Genomic DNA, 21,767 nt, shown 5'->3' with positions numbered 1-21,767 from the left:
GATCAGCCCTCGTGGTGGTGCGTGTCGCGGTGCCCGTTGGTGTTGCCGGCCTGCGGCAGCGACTTCTGGATCGAGACCAGGAACTCCACGTTCGAGGCGGTCTCCTTGAGCTTGCCGAGCACGATCTCGAGCGCCTGCTGCGGGTCGAGACCGGCGAGCGCACGGCGGAGCTTCCAGGTGACCTTGACCTCGTCGACGCCCATGAGCATCTCCTCGCGGCGGGTGCCGGACGCGTTCACGTCGACGGCCGGGAAGATCCGCTTGTCGGCGAGCTGCCGCGAGAGACGCAGCTCCATGTTGCCGGTGCCCTTGAACTCCTCGAAGATGACCTCGTCCATCTTGGAACCGGTCTCGACGAGCGCGGTCGCGAGGATGGTGAGCGAACCGCCGTCCTCGATGTTCCGGGCGGCGCCGAAGAAGCGCTTCGGCGGGTACAGCGCCGACGAGTCGACGCCGCCGGAGAGGATGCGGCCAGATGCCGGGGCGGCGAGGTTGTACGCGCGTCCAAGGCGGGTGATCGAGTCGAGCAGCACGACCACGTCGTGACCGAGCTCCACGAGCCGCTTGGCGCGCTCGATGGCGAGCTCGGCGACCGTGGTGTGATCCTCGGCGGGACGATCGAAGGTCGAGGCGATGACCTCACCCTTCACCGTGCGCTGCATGTCGGTGACCTCTTCGGGGCGCTCGTCGACGAGCACCACCATGAGGTGGACCTCCGGGTTGTTTTTCGCGATGGCGTTCGCGATGGCCTGGAGGACGAGCGTCTTGCCGGCCTTCGGCGGCGAGACGATGAGGCCGCGCTGGCCCTTGCCGATCGGGGACACCAGGTCGATGATCCGGGTGGAGAGCTTCGTCGGCTCCGTCTCGAGGCGCAGGCGGTCCTGCGGGTAGAGCGGCGTCAGCTTGCCGAACTCCACGCGGGTCGCGAGCTCGTCGACGGGCAGGCCGTTGACCGAGTCGATCTTGACGATCGCGTTGTACTTCTGCCGGCCCTGGCCGGACTCGCCGTCGCGGGGCTGGCGGATGGCGCCGACGACGGCGTCACCTTTGCGGAGGTTGTACTTCTTCACCTGGCCGAGCGACACGTACACGTCGTTGGCGCCGGGCAGGTAGCCGCTGGTGCGCACGAACGCGTAGTTGTCGAGCACGTCGAGGATGCCGGCGACGGGGATGAGCACGTCATCCTCGCTGATCTCCGGCTCGAGCTCGTCGTTCTGGCCGCCGCGGCCGCGCTTGCGGTCGCGGTAGCGGTTGCGGCCGCCGCGACCCTCGCCGTCCGCCTGCTGCTGCTGGGCCTGGCGGTCGCCCTGCTGGCGGTCACCCTCACCCTGCTGCCGGTCGCCCTGCAGGTTCTGCGGCTGCTGCCGGTCGCCCTGCTGGCGGTCGGCCTGCTGGCGGTCGCCCTGGTCGCGGCCGCCCTGCTGGCGGTCGCCCTGCTGGCGGTCGCCCTGGTCGCGGCCGCCCTGCTGGCGGTCGCCCTGCTGGCGGTCGCCCTGGTCGCGGCCACCGCGGTTGCGGTTCCGGCTGCGGCGACCCTGGCCGGGCTCCCGCTCCTGGCCGACCTCGGCGTCGGCGCCCTGCTCGTCGGTGCGGGACTCCTCGTCGCCGGTGGCCGGCGCCTCGCCGGACTGCTCGCCTGCGGGAGCCTCGTCGGTCTGCTCGGCGTCCGGCCGCTCAGCGTCCGTCTGCTCAGCATCCGTCTGCTCAGGCGCGACCGCGCCGGCGGAGATGTCGAACGCGCCCACCTCAGAGGGGGCCTCGGCGGCCTGCGGGGCGTCGACGCCCACCTGGCCGGCGTTCACGTGGGACGCGGCCGAGACGGGTGCCGAGGCCTCCCCGGCTGCGGCGACGGCGCGGCGCGGCGCACGGCGACGGGCCGGTGCCTTGGCGGGGGCGGGCTCGGCGACCGCCTCGCCGCTCGCCGGCGCTGCGTCCGCGGTCTGGGCAGCCTCGAGGACGTCGTCGGTCGTCGGCGCGGCCGCGGAGGTCACCTCGGCGGGTGCGCCGTCGGGTGCGTCGACGGTGGGGACGTCGGGGAGCGTCGTGCCCGCGCCACCGTCGGATGCCGCCGCCGTGCTGTCGGCGCCGCTCTGCTCGTGAGTGTCGGGCTCGGTGGTGTCGGGCTCGGCGGTCTCGGTGCTGTGTGTCTGGGTCTCGGAGATGAGGTCCACGAGGGCTCCTTTGCGAAGTTTCGACGTTCCGCCAATGCCGAGGCTCGCCGCGATCGCCTGAAGTTCAGGAAGGCGAAGCGAGGCGAGGTCTGTCCGGGCGTGCACGACTGCCGTGGTGACGGGAGCGTCGGTCAAGGGGATGTTTCCTTTCGGCTCCAGACTCAGATTCGTCCGGAACCAGCTCTTCGCCGGCTGCGGCTGACCCGAGACTCATGGCGTGGATCAGCGGAATGCGGTTGGCGAGTGCCGTAGTGAGATTAGCGGAAAACCGGGTTCGCGCTTAGACGAGCGCGTCTGCCGGGTGCGGAACCACTGTAGCACCTTTGAAGTCCACGGCCAGGAGAAGCGCCTGCCACGGCGTTTCCGCGTGCCTGGCGACCAGGTCCGCGGCGAGCAGCCGCTGCGCGGGATCGCTGCCGAGCACCAGCACCGAGGGACCCGCGCCGGACACCACGGCGGCGAGGCCACAATCCCGAAGCACGCGGATCAGGCGGTCGGTCTCGGGCATGGCGCTCGCCCGGTAGCTCTGGTGCAGCCGGTCCTCGGTCGCGGCGTGCAGCAGCTCGGGACTCTGGATCAGCGCCGCGATCAGCAGCGCGGACCGGGAGACGTTGAAGATGGCGTCCTCGTGCGGCACGGAGGTCGGCTGCAGGCTTCGCGCGAGCTGCGTCGACATCGTGTGCTCCGGCACGAACACGGCCGGCGAGACGCCGCGGTGCACATTCAGCTTCTTGTGCGCTGGTCCCTCCGGGGTGACCCAGGCGATGGTGAGCCCGCCGAAGATCGCGGGTGCGACGTTGTCGGGGTGCCCCTCGAGCTCGGTGGCCAGCCGGAGCAGCGCATCAGCGTCGAACTCGACGATGCCCTCCAGCAGACCCTTGGCCGCCATGATGCCCGCGACGATCGCGGCGCCGGAGCTCCCCATCCCTCTGCCGTGCGGGATGACGTTGTGCGCGACGAGGTCGAGCCCTGGCATCGGCTGACCGACGCGGGAGAACGCGTGCGCGATGGCGCGCACCACCAGGTTGGACTCATCGGTGGGCACATCCCCGGCGCCGATCCCGTGGACCTCCACACTGGCTCCGGGCTCTTGGCGCACTCGCACCTCGAGCTCGTCGTAGACGGACAGGGCGAGCCCGAGCGTGTCGAAGCCGGGGCCGAGGTTGGCCGAGGTCGCGGGGACCTTCACGTGCACCGCACGCCCATCGAGCGTGGCGGGGACTCCCGTCGCCGCGGTCACGAGCGGCTCAGCCCCAGCACGCCGGCCACCTCGTCCGTGTCCACGGGCACGACGGTCGGGGTGACGTCCGACCCGTCCGCCGTCCGAAGCGCCCACTGCGGGTCCTTGAGTCCGTGCCCGGTCACCGTGAGCACGACCGTGGCGCCGGCGGGCACCACTCCGGCGGCGCTGCGCTCGAGCAGGCCGGCGACGCTGATCGCGGAGGCGGGTTCCACGAAGATGCCGACCTCGCGGGAGAGGATGCGGTGGGCCTCGAGGATCGCGTCGTCCTCGATCGCGCCGAAGTACCCGTCACTGAAGTCCCGGGCCTCGAGGGCGAGCTTCCACGACGCGGGGTTGCCGATGCGGATTGCACTCGCCACGGTCTCCGGATGCGGAACCGGGTGCCCGAGCACGATCGGCGCGCTGCCGGCGGCCTGGAATCCGAACATCCGGGGCAGCTTCGTGCTGGTGCCCCGCTCCAGGTCCTCGCGGTAGCCGCGGGTGTAGGCCGTGTAGTTGCCGGCGTTGCCGACCGGGATGAAGTGGAAGTCGGGCGCGTCCCCGAGCACCTCGATCACCTCGAACGCCGCCGTCTTCTGCCCCTCGATGCGGTCCGGGTTCACCGAGTTCACCAGGTGCACCGGGTACTTGTCGGCGAGATCGCGGGCGATGTCGAGGCAGTCGTCGAAGTTGCCCTGCACCTGCAGCAGCTCGGCGTTGTGGGCGATCGCCTGGCTCAGCTTGCCGAGCGCGATCTTGCCCTCTGGCACCAGCACCGCGGCAGTGATCCCGGCGTGCGTGGCGTACGCGGCGGCGGACGCGGAGGTGTTGCCGGTCGAGGCGCAGATGACCGCCTTCGCACCGTGCTCGACGGCCTTCGAGATGGCCATCGTCATGCCGCGGTCCTTGAAGGAGCCGGTGGGATTCATGCCCTCGTACTTCACCCACACCTTGGCACCGGTTCGCGCGGACAGCGCGGGTGCGGGCAGGAGCGGCGTGCCACCCTCACCGAGGGTGACCACGGGGGTCGCGTCGCTCACATCGAGCCGGTCGGCGTATTCGCGGATCACGCCGCGCCACTGGGAAGCCATGCGTCAGAGTCCTTCTACTCGCAACACCGACTCGACGCTCGACACGACGTCGCTCGCTTTGAGCGCAGCCACCGTGGCGGCGAGGGACGACTCGGTCGCCTCGTGGGTGCCGATCACCAGGGTAGCGGTCGACGCGGCACCGGGCCGCACCTCGGCCGCGTGCTGCTCCACCGCCTCCACCGAGACACCGTGCTCGCTGAACTCGGTGGCGATGGTCGCGAGCACCCCGGGGCGGTCCAGCACGGCGAGGGTGATCTGGTACCTGGTGGTCACCGCATCGATCGGCAGCACCGGCAGGTTGGCGTGCGCCGACTCGGCGACACCCGGTCCGCCTGCGACATGCCTGCGGGCGGCGGAGACCACGTCGCCGAGCACCGCGGAAGCCGTCTCTATGCCGCCTGCACCCGCGCCGTAGAACATCAGGTTCCCGGCCGCCTCCGCCTCGAGGAACACCGCGTTGTTGGCCCCGTGCACCGCCGCGAGCGGGTGGGCGTCCGGGATCAGCGCGGGGTGCACCCGCACGCTGACGCCGTCCTGTCCCTCCGGCCCGGTCAGCCGCTCACAGATCGCCAGCAGCTTGATCACGAAGCCGGCGCGACGCGCCTTCACCACCTGCTCATGCGTGATCCCGGTGATCCCCTCGCGATAGACGCTCTCGAGCGGCACCGTGGAGTGGAAGGCGAGGCTTGCGAGGATGGCGGCCTTCTGCGCGGCGTCGTAGCCCTCGACGTCCGCGGTCGGGTCGGCCTCCGCGTACCCGAGGTCCTGCGCCGTCTTCAGCGCCTGCTCCAGGCTCTCGCCCTCGCGGTCCATCAGGTCGAGGATGAAGTTCGTGGTGCCGTTCACGATGCCGAGGATGCGCTGCACCCGGTCGCCGGCAAGGCTGTCGCGGAGCGGCCGGATGATCGGGATCGCGCCGCCGACCGCCGCCTCGTAGTAGAGCTGCGCGCCGACCTGCCCGGCGGCCTCGAAGAGCTCGGGGCCGTGCGTGGCGAGCAGCGCCTTGTTGGCGGTGATGACGTCGGCGCCGGAGTTGATGGCGTTCAGGATGTGCGTGCGGGCCGGCTCCAGCCCCCCGATCAGTTCCACGACGATATCGGAGCCGAGGATCAGCGACTCCGCGTCGGTGGTCAGCAGCTCCTTCGGGATGTCGGCGTCGCGGGCGGCATCCATGTCGCGGACGGCGACCCCGACCAGATCGAGCCCGGCGCCGACCCGATTGGCCAGCTCATCCCTGTGCTCGAGCAGCAGCGACGCCACCTGCGAGCCGACGGAGCCGGCGCCGAGGAGCGCCACGCGCAGGTTGCGGTACTCGATCACTCGGCCACTCCCCTGATTTCGATGCCCGCATCTCTTCGCAAGAGGTCCTCCTCCGTCTCGCCCCGCACGATCACCCGCGCGGCGCCGTCCCGCACGGCGACCACAGGCGGCCGCGCGAGGTAGTTGTAGTTGTTCGACAGCGACCAGCAGTACGCGCCGGTCGCCGGCACGGCGAGCAGGTCGCCGCTGCGCACATCGCTCGGCAGGTACACGTCATGCACCACGACATCGCCGCTCTCACAGTGCTTGCCGACCACACGCGCCAGAGCGGGGTCGGCGTCCGAGACACGGTTCGCCAGGCGCGCCGAGTAGTCCGCCCCGTAGAGCGCGGGACGGATGTTGTCGCTCATCCCGCCGTCGACCGAGACGTACAGGCGCGTGGCGGTGGCCCCGGTCCCTGAGCCTGTCGCGCGTCCTGAGCCCCGCCGAAGAGGGTCGTGGACCCCGGTGGCGGTCGCTTCGACGAGCTCAGCGACCGAAGTGTGCGACCCTTCCGCGTCGGCATCCTCCAGGGTCACCTCGACGGGCTTGATCGTGCCCACCTCATAGAGGGTCACGCCGGCGGGGCCGACGATCGCCCGCCCCGGCTCGATGGCGAGCCGCGGCACCGGGATCCCGAGCGTCCGGCACTCCCCCGCGACGATGTCCGCGAAGCGGGCCGCGATCACGTCGAACGTCAGCAGTCGATCGTTCTCGGTATAGGCGATGCCGAATCCGCCGCCCAGGTTGAGCTCCGCCACGTCGCCGCCGGCGAGCAGCTCGGCGTGGACCGCCAGCAGACGTCGCGCCGCCTCTCCGAAGCCGTCGGACTCGAAGATCTGCGAGCCGATGTGCGAGTGCAGTCCCACGAACGCCAACGCGGGCTGTTCGCGGATGAGCGCCACGATCCGCGCCGCTTCGGCGAGCGGGATCCCGAACTTCTGATCCTCCCGCGCGGTCGCCAGGTACTCGTGGGTGTGTGCGTGCACGCCGCTGTTGATCCGCAGCCGGACCCGCTGGGTCCGCCCGTGCCGCTCCGCTGCGGCCGCCACCCGCGCGATCTCCGGCTCGCTGTCGATCACCACCGTGCCGAGGCCCGCCTCGGCCGCCCGGTCGAGCTCACGGTCGCTCTTGTTGTTGCCGTGCAGGCCCAGCCGCTCGGCGGGAACGCCCGCGGCGAGGGCGACCGCGAGCTCACCGCCGCTCGCCACATCGATCGAGCATCCCTCGTCCGCGACCCAGCGGGCGACCTCGGTGGAGAGGAAGGCCTTGCCCGCGTAATAGACGGTCACGCCGGAGCCGATCCGGGCGAACTCCCGCTCGAAGGCGGTGCGGATGTCGCGGGCACGGCGACGCACATCGTCCTCGTCGAGCACGTACAGGGGGGTCCCGAAGCCCTCGCGCAGCTCCGCTGCCGTCACGCCGGCGATGGTGAGCTCACCCGACTCGCCGCGCCGGGCACTCGGTGGCCACACGGTCGCGGCGAGCGCGTTGGCGTCGGCCGGTCGGCGAAGCCACGACGGCGCGAGCGGGCTGGCGGACATGAACACCTCACGGAGAGCTGCGAGCAAGAGTGAGGCGAGCGAACCCGGATTGGTCCCTGAAGCCACGCCAATAGTACAAGCGCGCGAACACGCAGGCAGACGGTCGATGCCCACACCGCCGACCGCGAGGAGCGCGGCGGCCGGCAGGAGCTGCTGGGGTTCCGGACCCGCACGGCCAGCCGATCCGGCACTTCGGGCGTGCCGGCCGCTCAGGCGCCCATCGTGTCATCCATGCCGAGCAGCGGCCGGGCGGCCTCGCGCAGGGCATCCACGGCCGCCCCGAACGGCACAGGCTCACCGGCCGGCAGCGGCCCGAACCCGGTGAGCGGCAGCAGGTGGTCCCCATCGCCGCCCTCGTAGCTGAGCCAGAGTGCCTCGAAGTTCAACGCGGGAACGCGGTACAGCCGCAGCTCGCACTCCCGCTCGGAACGCTCGGCGAACTGCACCGCACCCTCCAGCGCCCGGCCGAACGGAAGCAGGAATGCGTCCGAGGCCGACATCTGCCGCACATGCGCTTCCCGGTCGTCGTCCACGTCGAAGAACGCGCGGGGCGTCCCGTCGACGGTCTCGTAGACGCGTAGGCCTGCCGGCCGCCCGGTCACCTCGCCGTCGCCCGCGATCGCGTCGAGGCCGACGACGAACACCCGCTGCGCGAGTCCCAGGTCGCCCCGCGTCTCGGCGGCGGAGGCACGGGCGGCGTCGGGGCTGATGTTCTGTTTCAGCGCGAGCAGCGGGCGCGCGTCCCAGATCCGCCTCAGCAGTGGATCCTCGACCAGGATCGGGATGATCGGCAATGTGAAGCCCCTCCTCGTGAAGTAGGTGTGAGTCCAGGTGCCACTGCCCTGATAGTTGCTCGCGAAATCTGTGAGCGCGAGGTGGGACTTGCCGTAGATGGGGTCGTCGATGTCGAAGAACTCCTCCCCGAGCACCCGGCTGTACCCGTAGATGCACATGAAATGCCCGCCGCCGCCGCTCCAGCCGACCCTCGCACCAACCGGCCGGCCGGCGTCGATCTCGTCGCGCACCGCGGCGAAGGTCGCGGGACCGGTGATGCTGACGAAGTTGCTGGTCCGGATCAACGCACGGTCCAGGTACCACGGCACGTTGCAGGCTCCAGGAACGGGGTCGGCGCAGCAGCCGGTCAGGCCGAGTTCGTCGTTTGCGACCCTGCACTGATTCCAGCGACTCCGGAATGAGTAGTAGCGCGAAACGCTGGTCGACGTTGCGGCCCAGCACCAGTTCGACTGGGTCTGCGCCTGCATGGTGAAGGCCAGCTGTTTCGACTGGAAGAGAAAGCCCGCGAGCTCCAGCTCCACGAGCCGCGAGGCGAATGGGCGCGACGTCGCGGCCACGAACTCCTGCACCGGCATGATCCGTCCCCTCTTTGCTGGTCGACCATCAGAGGCGGCGACCCATCCGCTCCGGGCTGCTCATCGGCCCCGGCCGGAGCGTCCGGCGCACTCCGCCATCTGAGGAACGCTCCGGAGGCTATCCGTCCGCTCTGCGGCGAGCCAGGGCCCTAGGTCCCGGTGAATCACCGCAGTCCAGAACCGGTGGCGGCAGCACTCCGCGCTCGTCGGCTACGAGCAGGTGCCGAAGTCCTGCAGCTCCGCGGCCGTCAGCCGCACATCGGCGCCGGTCAGCGTCGCGACCAGCTCGTCGCCGACGACCCGGACATCCAGGAGCGCGAACGCCTTCGGCAGGTACTCCTCCACGCAGACCTGCCGCTGCTCGAGCAGCGGGCCGGCGATGACGCCGAACTCGCTCTCACGCAGCTCGTCGGCGGTGAGCCGGCGGCCGGCGAGCTCGACGCTGGACGGTGTGAACGCGAGCCTGCCGCTCTCCGCGGATGGTTCGAGGCCCAGCCGGACCGGAACCGTGGCCGCGAGAATGGAGAACTCCGTCTCAGCCACGATCTCGGGCTCGTCCAGCGTGATGTCGGCGACCCGAACGGCCGTGATGTACTCCGCCAGCTGCTGCACGTCATCCTCCGACACCATGAGTCGCACATCGAGCCGGTCGACCGGCTGCGAGCTGTCGACCGGCACCCCGTGCGCCCGGATCTCAAGATCGCCGGTGAGCGGACCGAACGTGGCCTCGTCGACCGTGACATCGGCCTGGTCGAGCCGGCCCATCAGCGCCTGCAGCACGAGGGACCCGGTGAACTGCACACCGACGTCGTCCTCCGACTCGAGGGCGAGCCCCTCCGCGACCTCCGTCTTCACGCGTTCAGTGGCGTAGTCCCGGATCAGGATCTCCGCGACGACGTACGCCGCGACGAGCAGCAGCACCAGAAGAATGAGCCCGCCGAGAACCCACGGGGCCTTCCGCCTGCGGCGCCTGATGCGCGCGGGCGGGAGGACGGCAGTCACATGAGGATGCTCTCATGCGGCCCTGACCGGTCGCTGTCCCTCTCGTCGGCGAGGACGTCAGCACGGGAGGCTGGACGGCAAGTGCACGGGGCTCGTGCCCGGGTATGCGCGGCAGAGCTCGAGTCCGCGCGCCGCCAGCCCCTCCCGCATCTGGCCGATCGCCGACGGGCTGAACCCGTTCCATTGCAGGTGCATCAGCACGGTGCCGCCCGGCTGCGCCTGCCCCACGACCGAGGCGACCACGTCCGCCTGAGTCTTGCCCGTCCAGTCCTTGGTGTCGACGCTCCACAGCCACGGGCTCATGCCCACCTGCGCGTATCCGCAGTGCGCGGCTGAGTTCAGCGCTCCGTACGGCGGGCGGCCGAAGTTGGTCACGACGCCGGGTGCGCCGAGCTCTGCGGCGGCGTCGGCGCAGCTCAGCGTGGTGAGATCCCGGTGGCTGACGCTGTGGTTGATCACGTACTGGCCGTTGGCCCTGGCGAGCGCCGGCAGATCGACCCCGTGCCGGGCCTGGAAGCCGCCGATGCAGTCCCCGGTCGGTGCGATCACCAGGCCGATGTCGTTGCTCCCGGCCCACGACACGACGTCGGAGAAGGCCTCGAGGGAGCGCGGGCAGTCGTCGTAGGTCAGCACGACGCGGCTCGTGGCGTTCGGTCCGAGCGTGATGCTGTACCCGGTGCGCGCAGGTTCCTCCTGGCCGCCGGATCCGGCGGGTTCGCCGGGCGTGAGCCGGATGATGTCGCCCGGGTAGATGATCGAGCTCCGGCTGAGTCCGTTCAGCTCGAAGACGCTGTCGAGCGAGACCCCGTACTGCGCCGCGATCCGCCCCAGCGTGTCTCCGGAGCGGACGGTGTGGGTCCGGGCGGCCGAGGGCGCGTCCGCAGGCGGGGCGGAGACTTCAGCGGTGTCGCTCGTGAGCCGGATGACGTCACCGGGATGGATGACCGAGCTCGGCCCGAGCCCGTTCAGGGCGAACACGGTGCCCAGCGCAACGCCGTGCCACTGGGCGATCTCGCTCAGCGTGTCGCCGCTCTCGACGATGTGCGTGGCGCCAGGGTCAGGGGCGGCCGTCGCCGGTGCACTGGCGCCGAGGACGAGCGCAGCGGCTGAGACGGCCGTGGCGGCGATCAGCGACAGGCGCCTGCCGACCGTCGCTCCGCCGGGAACCCGCGGCGGGCTGAGACGACGCACGGCGACCGCGCTGCGTCCGAAGCTGAGATTCGTGAACACGACAGTGTGCCTCCCGACGGCCCGCTTCGGCTCCTCGCCCCGAGGAAAGCGGTACGCGTACGGTAGACCTCAAGTCTGAACTTCTACCTAAAGGTTATTTCGCACGCGCATCGACGCCCGCGGCCGGGCGTGAGCAGCGCCGTCGACATCCGGTCTGGCCTACATCCGGTCTGGGGCACCGACCCCGAGCAGCGTCAGCGCGTTCCGGATCACCTGGCCGGTGGCGTCGTTCAGCCACAGCCGGGTGCGGTGCAGGTCGGTGACCGGGTCGTCGCCGAGCGGCGTGACGCGGCAGTTGTCGTACCAGCGGTGGTACGAGCCCGCCAGCTCCTCGGCGTAGCGCGCGATGCGGTGCGGCTCCCGGAGGGCCGCCGCCTGGGCGACGATGCGCGGAAACTCGGCGAGCGCACCGAGCAGCTCGCCCTCCGTCTCATGGGCGAGGAGAGCGGCGTCGAACGCCGAACGGTGGACGCCGGAGTCCGCCGCGTTCCGGGCGACGGAACGGGTGCGGGCGTGTGCGTACTGCACGTAGAACACCGGGTTGTCGTTGGTGCGCTTCTGCAGCAGCTCGGGGTCGAGCGTCAAGGGGGAGTCCGCCGGAGAGCGCGCGAGCGAGTACCGCAGCGCATCGGTGCCGAGCCACGCCTGGAGGTCGTTCAGCTCGATGATGTTGCCCGCGCGCTTGGACAGCCTCGCCCCGTTGATGCTCACCAGCTGGCCGATGAGCACCTCGATGTCACGATCCGGGTCGTCGCCCGCGGCGCCGGCCAGGGCCTTCAGCCGGTGCACGTAGCCATGGTGGTCCGCACCCAGGAGATAGATCTTGTGCGCGAATCCGCGGTCGCTCTTCGACAGGTAGTAGGCGGCGTCCGCGGCGAAGTAGGTGTAGACGCCGTTGCCGCGGCGAATGACGCGGTCCTTGTCGTCCCCGAAGTCGGTGGTGCGCACCCAGACGGCGTCGTCCTCGTCATAGACGTGACCCTGCTCCCGGAGGCGCTCGACGGCCGAGTCGATGGGGCTCACGCCGGTGGCCGGGTCGGGAAGGTGCAGCTGACGCTCGGAGAACCACACGTCGAAGTGCACGTTGAAGCGGAGCAGCGACTGCCTGATCTCGTTCAGCTGCAGCTCGTAGCCGAGCTCACGGCAGATGGCGAGTGCCTCAGCGCGATCCAGCTCGAGCAGCTCCGGCCGGAGCTCCTTCACCTGCGCCGCGAGATCGGCGATGTACTGACCCGGATATCCGTTCTCGGGGGTGGGCTCGCCCTTGGCGGCGGCCAGGATGGAGGCGCCGAAGCTGTCCATCTGGTTTCCGGCGTCGTTGATGTAGAACTCGCTGGCGAGCTCCGACCCCGATGCCTTCAGCACCCGCGCGAGCGAGTCGCCGAGCGCTGCCCACCGCGTGTGGCCGATGTGCAGCGGTCCGACCGGGTTCGCCGAGACGAACTCCAGGTTGATGGTCTGACCGGCCAGGGTGTCGTTGGAGCCGTACGCGTCCGCCTGCTCGACGATGGTGCGTGCGATCTCGCCCGCGGCGGCGGCGTCGAGTGTGAGATTGATGAAGCCGGGACCGGCGACGTCGACGGACGCCACGCCGGGGAGTGCCCGGAAGGCGCTGGCGAGCTCCTCCGCCAGTTCGCGCGGCGGGATGCCGAGCGGCTTCGCCAGGCGCATTGCGACGTTCGTTGCCCAGTCGCCGTGAGCGCGGTTCCGCGGGCGCTCGATCGGCACGGTGTCGACTCCCATGGTGCCGCCGCGTCGCGCCACGACGTCGGAGACGGCGGGCAGGAGGGAAGCGGCGAGCGAGGCGGGATCCACGGGATCCGATCCTACTGCGGGCGCGCCCCGGCACCGGACGGGGCGGCGGACGCCGCGACCACTCCTCCGGCGTGGCGTCCCGGGGAGCGCACGGGAGCCTGCTGGGCGGCCACCGCGCGCCGCCTCCGGCATTCGTCGGCGATCGAAACGCATTCGTTGCCAGACCTGTCCGGAAGGGTCTCCCGCGTCTGCCAACATGGTTCGCATGCTCGCCTCCGCCGTCCGTATCACGTCCGTCGGAGCCGCCGCGGCGGCGCTCATCCTGCTCATCACCGGGTGCTCGCCGCAAGCCCCATCGGCGGAGCCGTCGGCCCCGCCCACGACCGCGGTCGCGGAGCCCACCCCGGAGCCGACGACCACTCCAACGCCGGCGGGCCCGACCGCTCCCCCGCCGATCCCCTTCGAGATCGCCTGCGACACGCTGGTCTCGCCGGAGACCATCTACGCCTTCAACCCCAACTTCGCGCTGCTTCCGGAACCCGTCGTCGAGCCCGGGTCGCTTGCCGAACGCGTCCAGACGGAGCAGGGCACAATCTGCTCCTGGCAGCACCTGTCGAGCGGGGAGATCCTCACGGTCGCCGCCGCCGAGCTCCCCGCCGAGACGCTCGTCCTGGTGCAGAACGACGCGTTCGAGGCGAGCAACATGGTGCCGACCTATGGGGGCGACGAGGGCTACTTCACGGTGCGCGCCGGCACGGGCGAGGCGCAGACCTTCTCCGGCAGCCACTGGGTCGTCTCCACCTCGCCGACGTATCTCGAGCCGGGTGACGCGGCAGACATCCTCGCGGCCGCCATCGCCGCGGTCGGCTAGTTCTTCGCCGAACCGCGGAGAACTGACGCGAAACGCCGTCGAGTCGCATCCGAGGTCCGCGACTCGAGGGTGGAACTCAGGTCAGCGCAGCTGCACCGGCTCGGCCGGATCTTCCGCCGGCAGCTCGTCCACGATCGCAAGCACGGACAGCGAACGGAAGTCGAGGTCCGCGAGCGTGTTGGTGAGGAAGGCGGTGTCCGCGGCGTCACGCCCGGTGGCGATGCGCAGCATGGAACGCCGCGGGGCCAGCCCGGTCGCGTCGAGCACGAACCACTCGTCGTCGACGAGCGCCTCGACCACCGCGTGGAAGTCCATCGGTGACAGACCCGGCGCGAACACCGACACCAGCCGCGCCGGGACATCGAGCGCGCGGAGCACCGCGATGAGCAGGTGCGCGTAGTCGCGGCAGACGCCCTGCCGCGCGAGGAACGTGTCGAGGGCGCCGTCCGTCGGGCTGCTCGATCCGGACACGTAGGCGGTGCGCCCGTTCACCCAGTTGCGGGCGGCGAGCAGCAGCTCGTGTCCGCGCAGCGAGGCGAACAGCTCCCGGGCCACCGGGGCGAGGGCGTCGGACTGGCAGTACCGGCTCGGTCGCGCGTACACGATGCGGTCGAGCGGCGACACCTCCGGGACCGGCGCCGCACCGTCCGCGACCGCCTCATACTCCGCCACCAGCACCCCGGGGCCCGTCGCGAACGCGTGCAGCCGGGATCCGGGAGCCTCGACGAGCTCCAGCGGCTCGATCGCGGCGCCGTCGAGCTCGAACCGGATCGACTCCTCCGCGAACGGCGTTCCGGCCGCCGCCGCGATCGCGAACGCGAGATCGGTGCTGTCGTGGAGGTCGACTTCGATCCGGGCGTTGACGGTTCTGCGCATCCGCTCATCATCACATCCCGACGTTGCGGCCGCGCGTCCCTCCGGTTGCGGCGACGGAAACTCCGGATCGGCGTGCGGTAGTCTGTTCGGGCCGGCCCTCGTAGCTCAGTGGATAGAGCGCTTCCCTCCGGAGGAAGAAGTCGCACGTTCGAATCGTGTCGAGGGCACAAATGAGAGGAGCCCCGCGGTCTTTGCGGGGCTTCTCTCATTTGCATTGCCCTCGTCACGCGGGGTCCCCGCCGCCGGTGACGGCGCGCCGCGCATCCCCGAAAGCGTGACCGTCTCCGGGAACGTCGCGGCGTGACGTCCGTGCGGTGGGGCGCGAGGGCACAAATGAGAGAAGCCCCGCGGTCTTTGCGGGGCTTCTCTCATTTGCATTGCCCTCGTCACGCGGGGTCCCCGCCGCCGGTGACGGCGCGCCGCGCGTCCCCGAAAGCGTGACCGTCTGCTGGAACGTCGCGGCGTGACGTCCGTGCGGTGAGGCGCGGGGGCACAACGAAATCCCTTCTTCACGCGTCGTAGTCAGTGAGGAGGCTCGCCGTGACCACATCGCTGACCGGCTCCCGACCGTCCACCAGAATGGGGGCGATCGCGAGGAGGCACACCATGGCGGACGCCGGCCACGACACCGGCCGCTGGGAGGATGTGCTCTCCCGGCTGGTCGAGGAGCGCGGCCCCGCGCTCACCCGATACGCGTACCTGCTCTGCGGCAATCGCGAGGACGCGGTCGATCTGGTGCAGGATGCGCTCGTCAAGACGTTCGGGCGTGTGCGCAACGGGTTCGGGCTGACCAGCGGTGAGGCGTACGTGCGGCGGAGCATCCTCACCACGTATCTCGACCGGGGCAGGCGCACGTCGCGCTGGCGCCGCATCGAGCATCTGGAGGCGACCCCGGAGTTCCTGGAGTCGAGCGCCGCGGAGACGGACAGCCGTCTCGACCTGGCCGCGCAGCTGAAGAAGCTGTCCCCGCGCGAGCGGGCCTGCGTCGTGCTGCGCTACTACGAGGACCTGAAGGTCGACGACATCGCGGAGTCCCTGGGCATCAGCTCCGGCGCGGTGAAGCGCTACCTCAGCGACGCCCTCGCGAAGCTCGCCATCTCGCTGCGCGACGAGCGCGGCAACCACACGCAAGGAGCACCCCATGGCCGATGAGTCGGAGCTGCGCCGAATGCTGGAGCGGGAGGCGTCGGGGGCGCCGGAGCCGGGACTCGACGCCGCCCGGCTGGTGCGGCGGAGCCGGTCGCGGCGGCTGCCACGCCAGCTGGCCGCCGGCGGTGCGCTCACGCTCGCAGTGGTCGGCCTCGGGGTCGGCACCGTGACGGGGGTGCGCCTGCTGAACCCGCCGGCGGAGCTGAGCTCCGCAGGCGGGGGCGCTGAGTCGACCGACGAGGGTGCGGGCACGCTGAGCGAGCCGAGCCCGGAGGAGGAGGATTCCGGGGGCCAGTCCGGCGACGGCGCGGCCGGCGGAGCCATCGACCTGGCGCCCGCCTACAAGATCAACCTCTGCGGCGGCATGCTGGGCGTCCCGGCGGAGGACGGACTGACCGGGGTGAGCGTCGAGGTGGACTTCCCGCCAGCCGCGGATGCCTCCGGCACGGTTCGCGGAACGGTGGAGATCACCAACGACACCGGCGAGGCGCTGCGTGGTGTGATGAGCGACATCGCCGCGACGACGCTGTCGCAGGATGACGTGGTCCTCTGGCACACCCCGCAGCTGGACCGGACCCTCCCGGTCGATCTCGAGCCGGGTGAGACCACGACGCTCGACGCATCGTTCGAGCCGCGCGTCTGCTCTCCGGAGGATGAGGGCCGGTCGGACTTCCCACCTGACCTTCCGCTGGTCGATCCCGGGCAGTACGACGTCTCCGTCGCGTTCGATATCGAGCGCGAGGATGGCGTCGTGCTCCAGGTGGTGAGCGGCACGGAGCCGATCACCCTGCGCTGAGCCGTCCACACCCCGTTGGCCGATCGGTAAGCCGCCGTGGCTAGAATCCAGCCACGCGCCTCCGCCCGGACGCGCCGGCGAGGAGAGTGCAGGGATGCGTGTGCGGTCGTCCGGTCGGACCTCCCGGCTCGCCGGTGTTGGGCTCGGCGCCCTGCTGATTCCGTCGCTGCTCTTCGCGGCGCCCGTCCCCGCGTCCGCGGAGGACCCGGTGTCGCTCGAAGGGGCGTATGTGCTCGACACCGTCGGCGCACTCGGCGACCGCACCGACGAGGTGCGGCAGGCGATCGACGACCTGTACGACGAGGCCGGCATCCAGCTCTTCGTGGTGTTCGTGGACTCGTTCACCGGCCCGGCCGACGCGGCAGGCTGGGCCGACGCGACCGCCGAGCGCAACAGCCTCGGTGAGAGCGACCTGCTGCTGGCCGTCGCCACCGAGGACCGCAACTACGCGGTGTCGGCCCCGCAGGACTTCGAGCTCTCCGACGATCAGCTGGCGGAGGTGGAAACCGAGGCGCTCATCCCCGCACTCCGCCAGAACGACTGGGCCGGCGCCGTGATCGCCGCAGCCGACCGCTACTCCGCCGAGGCCACCGGTGCGGGCGGTGTGCCGATCTTCCCGATCTTCCTGGTGCTGCTGCTCCTCGCGGCCGGGGCGCTGGTCGTCTTCCTCATCGTCCGCGCCCGCCGCCGCACCGCCGAGGCGCGGGGCAAGGCGGAGTCACTCGACCGCCGCGCGTCGATGCTCCTCGTCCAGCTCGACGACGCGGTCCGGACCAGCGAGCAGGAGCTCGGATTCGCGACGGCGCAGTTCGGTGAGTCCGCCACCACCGGCTTCGCCGGAGCCCTGACGAGCGCCAAGGGGAAGCTCCGCGAGGCGTTCGAGATCCGGCAGCGCCTCGACGACGCGTTCCCGGAGTCCGAGGAGGAGAAGACCTCCTGGACGAACCGGATCATCGAGCTGTGCACGGAGGCCGATTCGGAGCTCGACGCACAAGCGGACGCCTTCGACGAGCTGCGCGCGCTGGAGCAGAACGCGCCGGCCGTGCTCGAGCAGGTTGCCGCGGCCCATGCGGCCGCCCAGTTGCGGCTTCCGGAGGCCACAGCGCGGATGGAGAGCCTCCGCGGCCGCTACGCTCCGGAGGCGGTCGCCCCGATCTCCGACAACGCGACGCAGGCGGAGAAGCTGCTCGGTCTCGCGGCCACTGCGCTCGGCGAGGCGCGCGACAAGTTGTCGGCGGGCGCCGCCGGTGCGGCCGCCGTCGCGGTGCGGGCGGCGCAGGCGGAGACCTCGCAAGCGGTGCAGCTGCTGGACGCGATCGAGGCACATGCGACTGAGCTCGCCTCGGCGGAGCAGCGACTCGCGGCGGCCGTCGCTGACTTGCGGGAAGACCTCGCGGAGGCGCGGGCGATGCCATCGTCGCCGACGCTCGACGCCTCGCTCGCGAACGCAGAGTCGGCGCTCGCGGCGGAGGGCGGCGGACCCGCCGATCCGCTCGCCCGGCTGGTGGAGATCGAGCGCGTCCGGAGCGAGCTCGACGGCTCGGTCACCACCGCACGAACCGAGGTGCAGCGGGTGCAGCGGGCGGCTGCGTCCCTCGACCGCTCGATCGCGGCCGCCCGGGCGCAGATCGACGCGGCCTCCGCGTACGTGACGACCCGCCGCGGCGCGATCTCGGACACCGCCCGCACCCGCCTCGCCGAGGCGGAACGGCACCTCTTCAACGCCGTCTCCCAGGGACCCCTCGACCCGGTCGGCGCGCTCCGGGAAGCCGACTACGCCAATCAGCTCGCCGGGCAGGCGCTCGCCTACGCCCAATCCGACACCGCCGCGTTCTCCACCGGCTCGCCGTTCGGGTACCGGCAGAACTCCGGCGCAGGCATCGAGGGGGCGATCCTCGGCGGGCTCTTCGGCTACCTGGCCGGCGGGTCACGGTCATCGGGCGGCATTCTGGGCGGCGGCGGCACCTGGTCCTCGCCGCGGCGCCGCAGCCCCGGGGGGCTCGGCGGCGGCTTCGGCGGCGGCTTCGGCGGCGGCGGCGGGTTCGGCGGCATCTCCCGCGGAGGCGGAATGCGCAGCTCCCGGGGCGGCGGCTTCGGCGGCGGCGGGCGACGCAGCCGCGGCGGCAGGTTCTGACCGCGGCAGCATCCACTCCCAGACGCAACAACGATCATCCACAACAACGAAGGAAGGCAACCCACATGGTGAAGCAATCGATCCTCGGCCGCATCGCAACCCTGGCACGGGCGAACATCAACGCGCTCATCGACCAGGCGGAGGACCCGCGGCTCATGCTCGACCAGATGGTGCGCGACTACACCAACAGCATCGCCGAGGCCGAGAGCGCCGTCGCGCAGACCATCGGCAACCTGCGGATGCTGGAGCAGGACTACAAGGAGGACATCGACGCGGCAGCGGACTGGGGCCGCAAGGCACTCGCCGCGAGCGCGAAGGCGGACGAGCTGCGCGCCGGCGGCAACACCGGTGACGCGCAGAAGTTCGACAATCTCGCGAAGGTCGCGATCGGCCGTCAGCTGTCCGCCGAGCGGGAGGCAAGGGCGGCGGAGCCGATGATCGCGTCCCAGACCCAGGTGGTCGACAAGCTCAAGCAGGGCCTCGAGGGCATGCGCGGCAAGCTGACGCAGCTGACGAGCAAGCGGAACGAGCTGATCGCACGCGCGAAGACCGCGGAGGCGCAGTCCAAGGTGATCGAAGCCGTCAAGACGATCGACGTGCTCGACCCGACCAGCGAGATCGGCCGGTTCGAGGAGCGCATCCGTCGCCAGGAGGCCCAGGTGATGGGTCAGCAGGAGCTCGCCGCCTCCAGCCTCGACGCCCAGTTCGAGAGCCTCGAGGATCTCGGCGAGCAGGCGGAGATCGAGGCACGCCTCGCGGAGCTCAAGTCAGGCGGCCAGAAGGCCGTCACGAGCGGGGAGTGACCGGGTCGACCACCTCGGGGGCGGGTGCCACCGCGCCTGCCCCCGCCCTCCCCCGCTCCGGGCGGATCGCCGCGATCGACATCGCCAGAGGACTGGCCGTCCTCGGAATGTTCGCCGCGCACACGCTCACCCGCTCGCTGGACGAGGACACCATCGTCGATGGCCGGTCGTCCATCCTCTTCGCCACCCTCGCCGGCCTCTCGATCGGCCTGATGACGGGCGGCAGCAGGCCGCTGGAGGCGGGCCGTGGCGCCGCGTACGCAGGCATCGGCGTGCGGGGGCTGCTGCTCTTCTTCCTCGGCTCGCTGCTGTGGCTGCCGCGGACCGACATCGCCGTGATCCTGGACTACTACGGGATCGCGTTCCTGCTGCTGCTTCCGGCGCTCTTCGCTCCTCGGCTGGTGCTCGCGGCCATCGCCGCTGTGGCCGCCTTCGTCGGACCGCTGATCGACGCCGCATTCGACCAGGTGCCGGTCGACGGGGACCTCGCCGCGTACGCCGTCGACCGGCTGTTCGACGGCTACTACCCCGCCTTCACCTGGCTCGCCTACCTCGCCGTGGGCCTGATCTGTGCCCGCTCGGGCGTGCCCCGGCGGCGCACCCAGCTCGCGATGATCGGCGGAGGTGCCGTCGGCATGCTGGCCGGGTACGGCGCGGCGGCAGTGCTGCCGGGCGTCACCGCGGAGGCGCACAGTGATACGACGGCGGAGGTGCTCGGATCCGGGGGCTTCGCCGTGGCGCTGATCGGACTGCTGCTGCTGGTGACCGGACCCGCAACGCGTGCCGCGGGGAGCGCGCTTCGGACGCTCCTCTCCCCCATCGCCGCCGTCGGGTCGATGCCGCTCACCATCTACACCGTGCAGCTCCTCGTGCTCGCCTGGTACATCCAGGTCCAGCCGCAGCCGTCCAGCATCGACTACCCCGTGCCGCTGTTCCTGGCGATGGCCAGCGCCGCCATCCTGTTCGCAGTGGTCTGGCGGCGGTTCCTCGGCGCCGGGCCGCTGGAGCGGCTGATGCGCACCGCATCGGGCTGGCCGCCGTCGAAGCGACCCCCGGATCGAGCTGCCTCTTCCGAACAGCGCGTTCTTTGACAGACTGAGCCAATGGCGTGGACCTTCGTTGTGGCACCGCAGTGGCAGGGCTCAGGATCTTCGCGGGCGATGCGCTTGCTCGACGGGGCCGAAGCGATCCGTGGCGACCTGCCCTCCTCGGCCACCCGGCTGATCGACGTTCCGCTCGAGGCCGGCGACGAGCTCGACTCCGGGATCTCCCGGCTGAGCTCGCTGCAGCTGGTGCGGCAGCGGCTGTCGCAGGAGATCGCCGCGGCCGGCGGGCCGGTGCTCACTATCGGGGGCGACTGCGGCGTCGAATGGGCGCCGATCAGCGCGTTCGCGGGATCCGACGTCACGCTCGTCTGGTTCGACGCGCACCCGGACCTGAACTCTCCTGCGACGTCGCCGTCGGCCGCCTTCCACGGCATGGTGCTGCGCACCATCCTCGATGAGGGCTTCGACCCCGGACGGGTGGTGCTCGCCGGAGCGAGGGCATTCGACGACGCCGAGGCCGCGTACGTCGAGTCGGCCGGCATCGTGCACATCCCCTGCGACCGGCTCACCGAGCCGGCCGAGCTGGTCAAGGCCATCGAGGCGAGCGGCGGAGAGCGCGTCTACGTGCACATCGACGTGGACGTGCTCGACCCGGCCTTCTGCGCGGCGCTCGGCTACCCGGAGCCGTTCGGCCTCGACCCGGCCGCCCTCGTGTCGATGATCGGCGCCATCCGCGAGCGCTGGCCGATCGCGGGGGCCGGACTCACCGAGTTCGCGCCGGAGTCGGTCGAGCGGGCGGCGGACGACCTGCCGACGATCCTCCGCATCCTGTCGGCGCTCACCCGCGCGTCAGGGTGACGCGCACCTCCGGAACCGGCCCGAATCTCACCTACCCCGATCCGGGCGCCACGTCCCCGGAGTCGGCGCGTTGGGTGGCACCCTCGGGCGACGCGTACCGCGCGTTCGAGCGGACGGTTCCCCTCGGCAGCGGTGCGGCGGTGTGGGAATCGGCGTCGGCCGCGCTGCTGATGTGGGGCGTGAAGACCGGCAGCGGCTTCCGTGTGGAGCCGGCCGGCGAGGGGAACATCCCGGCCGGCCGGGTTCGCGCCGGCGCCGACTACCGGCTGATCGCCCTCCTCGGACCGTTCCGGGTGCCGGAGCCCGTGCGGGTGGTCGCCGTGGTGGACACCCCGGATCGCCGCGGATTCGCCTACGGCACCCTCGACGGCCATCCCGTCTCGGGCGAGGAGGCGTTCATACTCTCCCGCGGACCCGGCGGCGAAGTGCGGCTCACGCTGCGCTCCCTCACCCGCCCGGGGCGCGGCGTCTGGCGGATCGCCTTCCCGCTGGCCTTGATCGCCCAGCGCAGGTATCGGGCCCGGTACGTGCGCGCCCTCCGTCCCTGATC

At 71.2% G+C, this 21,767-nt stretch carries 18 protein-coding genes and 1 tRNA gene; 9 read left to right on the top strand and 10 right to left on the bottom strand.

Going from position 1 to position 21,767, the window contains the following annotated elements; genetic code table 11:
• Positions 1 to 2: 2 nt before the first annotated feature.
• From rho to argS, 9 genes are all read right to left on the bottom strand, one after another.
• Positions 3 to 2,306 carry a transcription termination factor Rho gene (gene rho, locus ACFFGH_RS31945; RefSeq protein WP_386676519.1) on the bottom strand — a complete coding sequence of 768 codons (2,304 nt, stop codon included), beginning with the start codon at positions 2,304 to 2,306 and terminating at the stop codon, positions 3 to 5.
• Between the two features lie 145 nt (positions 2,307 to 2,451).
• On the bottom strand, positions 2,452 to 3,411 hold the full coding sequence (thrB, locus tag ACFFGH_RS31940; protein ID WP_386676517.1) for a homoserine kinase: 960 nt from the start codon (positions 3,409 to 3,411) through the stop codon (positions 2,452 to 2,454).
• On the bottom strand, positions 3,408 to 4,484 hold the full coding sequence (thrC, locus tag ACFFGH_RS31935) for a threonine synthase (RefSeq protein WP_386676515.1): 1,077 nt from the start codon (positions 4,482 to 4,484) through the stop codon (positions 3,408 to 3,410). Before thrC ends, thrB begins: the two co-directional genes overlap by 4 nt.
• 3 nt (positions 4,485 to 4,487) lie before the next feature.
• The gene (locus ACFFGH_RS31930; protein WP_386676513.1) at positions 4,488 to 5,804 is read right to left on the bottom strand and encodes a homoserine dehydrogenase; all 1,317 of its coding nucleotides are present in this window, start codon (positions 5,802 to 5,804) and stop codon (positions 4,488 to 4,490) included.
• Positions 5,801 to 7,327, bottom strand: a complete 1,527-nt coding sequence (locus ACFFGH_RS31925) for a diaminopimelate decarboxylase family protein (protein ID WP_386676511.1) — start codon at positions 7,325 to 7,327, stop codon at positions 5,801 to 5,803. The genes ACFFGH_RS31930 and ACFFGH_RS31925 overlap by 4 nt, the downstream gene beginning before the upstream one ends.
• 209 nt (positions 7,328 to 7,536) lie before the next feature.
• Complete coding sequence (locus ACFFGH_RS31920) at positions 7,537 to 8,697, bottom strand: papain-like cysteine protease family protein (RefSeq protein ID WP_386676509.1); 1,161 nt, start codon at positions 8,695 to 8,697, stop codon at positions 7,537 to 7,539.
• A 210-nt stretch (positions 8,698 to 8,907) separates the two neighbouring features.
• Positions 8,908 to 9,699, bottom strand: coding sequence for an LmeA family phospholipid-binding protein (locus ACFFGH_RS31915; RefSeq protein WP_386676507.1), 792 nt, complete (start codon positions 9,697 to 9,699; stop codon positions 8,908 to 8,910).
• 57 nt (positions 9,700 to 9,756) lie between these two features.
• Positions 9,757 to 10,929, bottom strand: coding sequence for a LysM peptidoglycan-binding domain-containing protein (locus ACFFGH_RS31910; RefSeq protein WP_386676505.1), 1,173 nt, complete (start codon positions 10,927 to 10,929; stop codon positions 9,757 to 9,759).
• A 159-nt stretch (positions 10,930 to 11,088) separates the two neighbouring features.
• The gene (argS, locus tag ACFFGH_RS31905) at positions 11,089 to 12,744 is read right to left on the bottom strand and encodes an arginine--tRNA ligase (protein ID WP_386676503.1); all 1,656 of its coding nucleotides are present in this window, start codon (positions 12,742 to 12,744) and stop codon (positions 11,089 to 11,091) included.
• Positions 12,745 to 12,949: 205 nt separating this feature from the next.
• Here argS and ACFFGH_RS31900 point away from each other — a divergent pair, with 205 nt between their 5' ends.
• On the top strand, positions 12,950 to 13,555 hold the full coding sequence (locus ACFFGH_RS31900) for a hypothetical protein (protein ID WP_386676502.1): 606 nt from the start codon (positions 12,950 to 12,952) through the stop codon (positions 13,553 to 13,555).
• An 81-nt stretch (positions 13,556 to 13,636) separates the two neighbouring features.
• On the opposite strand, the gene ACFFGH_RS31895 is transcribed toward ACFFGH_RS31900, so the two are convergent.
• On the bottom strand, positions 13,637 to 14,431 hold the full coding sequence (locus tag ACFFGH_RS31895) for a transglutaminase-like domain-containing protein (RefSeq protein ID WP_386676500.1): 795 nt from the start codon (positions 14,429 to 14,431) through the stop codon (positions 13,637 to 13,639).
• Positions 14,432 to 14,525: 94 nt separating this feature from the next.
• Here ACFFGH_RS31895 and ACFFGH_RS31890 point away from each other — a divergent pair.
• The 8 genes from ACFFGH_RS31890 (at position 14,526) to ACFFGH_RS31855 (ending at position 21,765) form a co-directional block, all read left to right on the top strand.
• A tRNA-Arg gene (locus tag ACFFGH_RS31890) sits at positions 14,526 to 14,598 on the top strand.
• Between the two features lie 373 nt (positions 14,599 to 14,971).
• The gene (locus ACFFGH_RS31885; protein ID WP_386676498.1) at positions 14,972 to 15,583 is read left to right on the top strand and encodes a sigma-70 family RNA polymerase sigma factor; all 612 of its coding nucleotides are present in this window, start codon (positions 14,972 to 14,974) and stop codon (positions 15,581 to 15,583) included.
• A complete protein-coding gene (locus ACFFGH_RS31880; RefSeq protein ID WP_386676496.1) occupies positions 15,573 to 16,376 on the top strand; it encodes a hypothetical protein in 804 nt (267 codons plus the stop codon). The genes ACFFGH_RS31885 and ACFFGH_RS31880 overlap by 11 nt, the downstream gene beginning before the upstream one ends.
• A gap of 94 nt (positions 16,377 to 16,470) precedes the next feature.
• Positions 16,471 to 18,510 carry a TPM domain-containing protein gene (locus tag ACFFGH_RS31875; RefSeq protein ID WP_386676495.1) on the top strand — a complete coding sequence of 680 codons (2,040 nt, stop codon included), beginning with the start codon at positions 16,471 to 16,473 and terminating at the stop codon, positions 18,508 to 18,510.
• Between the two features lie 65 nt (positions 18,511 to 18,575).
• Complete coding sequence (locus ACFFGH_RS31870; protein ID WP_386676493.1) at positions 18,576 to 19,313, top strand: PspA/IM30 family protein; 738 nt, start codon at positions 18,576 to 18,578, stop codon at positions 19,311 to 19,313.
• A complete protein-coding gene (locus tag ACFFGH_RS31865; protein WP_386676491.1) occupies positions 19,310 to 20,404 on the top strand; it encodes a heparan-alpha-glucosaminide N-acetyltransferase domain-containing protein in 1,095 nt (364 codons plus the stop codon). Before ACFFGH_RS31870 ends, ACFFGH_RS31865 begins: the two co-directional genes overlap by 4 nt.
• A 69-nt stretch (positions 20,405 to 20,473) precedes the next feature.
• The gene (locus ACFFGH_RS31860) at positions 20,474 to 21,217 is read left to right on the top strand and encodes an arginase family protein (RefSeq protein ID WP_386676489.1); all 744 of its coding nucleotides are present in this window, start codon (positions 20,474 to 20,476) and stop codon (positions 21,215 to 21,217) included.
• Positions 21,214 to 21,765 (top strand): DUF1990 domain-containing protein, encoded by a 552-nt coding sequence (locus ACFFGH_RS31855; RefSeq protein ID WP_386676487.1) that lies wholly within the window; start codon positions 21,214 to 21,216, stop codon positions 21,763 to 21,765. The genes ACFFGH_RS31860 and ACFFGH_RS31855 overlap by 4 nt, the downstream gene beginning before the upstream one ends.
• Positions 21,766 to 21,767 lie beyond the last annotated feature (2 nt).

The sequence above is a fragment of the Lysobacter korlensis genome (genome assembly GCF_042434515.1).
Note: the sequence above shows the minus strand (reverse complement) of the source record. Positions and strands in the feature narration are given on the sequence as shown.